At 40.3% G+C, this 650-nt stretch carries 1 protein-coding gene; it reads left to right on the top strand.

The window, feature by feature from the left end:
* Window positions 1-46 precede the first annotated feature (46 nt).
* Window positions 47-517, top strand: coding sequence for a GNAT family N-acetyltransferase (locus tag IQR33_RS18050; protein ID WP_176311058.1), 471 nt, complete (start codon window positions 47-49; stop codon window positions 515-517).
* Window positions 518-650 lie beyond the last annotated feature (133 nt).

Below are 650 nucleotides of genomic sequence, written 5' to 3'. Positions count from 1 at the left end.
GGCGTTATGTAGCCGCGAGAGGACGGTAAGTTAAAAGGATTTATATATGTTAAATATTCGGCAAGCTCGCATTGAAGATATCAGTGTTATCAAGAAACTACAGTTTCAGCTTAATGAGTATCATCAAGCAAATTTACCTGATGACTTTTTATCACCGGAAGAAATTGAACAAAAAATAGACCTACACAAGATAATCAAAAGTGAAAGCTCGATTTTTCTGGTAGCCGAAAGCAAAGGGCAGTTAGTAGGTTTTGTTTTTGGTGAGTTATGGGTTCGTAAGTCTTGGACTCTCAAAGAGCGAAAGATCGTAAACGTTGAACAGATTGTTGTGGATTCATGCTTTAGGAGTCAAGGTGTTGGAGTGGCGCTAATAGAGGCATTTGAGGAAAGAGCTATTTCTAACGGCGGAGAAGAGCTGTGGTTAGAAGTATATTCTTTCAATGAATCAGCTCTAGCTTTGTATCGCAAAGCTGGTATTGAGCCCAAGCTCCAAATTGGACAGAAAGCACTAACCTGAAAGTCGGCTACATAACAAATTGTTCAAGAGTGATTCGGCACGCGTAGCATTTTTACTATGCGTTAGTTCTAGTGGTTAAGATGGTATGCGGAAGCTTAGGTATTGCGTGCCTCACACCTTAACAAGGCGTTAT

This window comes from Vibrio sp. OPT46, assembly GCF_015163535.1.
Taxonomy (GTDB): domain Bacteria; phylum Pseudomonadota; class Gammaproteobacteria; order Enterobacterales; family Vibrionaceae; genus Vibrio; species Vibrio alginolyticus.
This window is presented reverse-complemented; position numbering and strand designations above follow the sequence as displayed.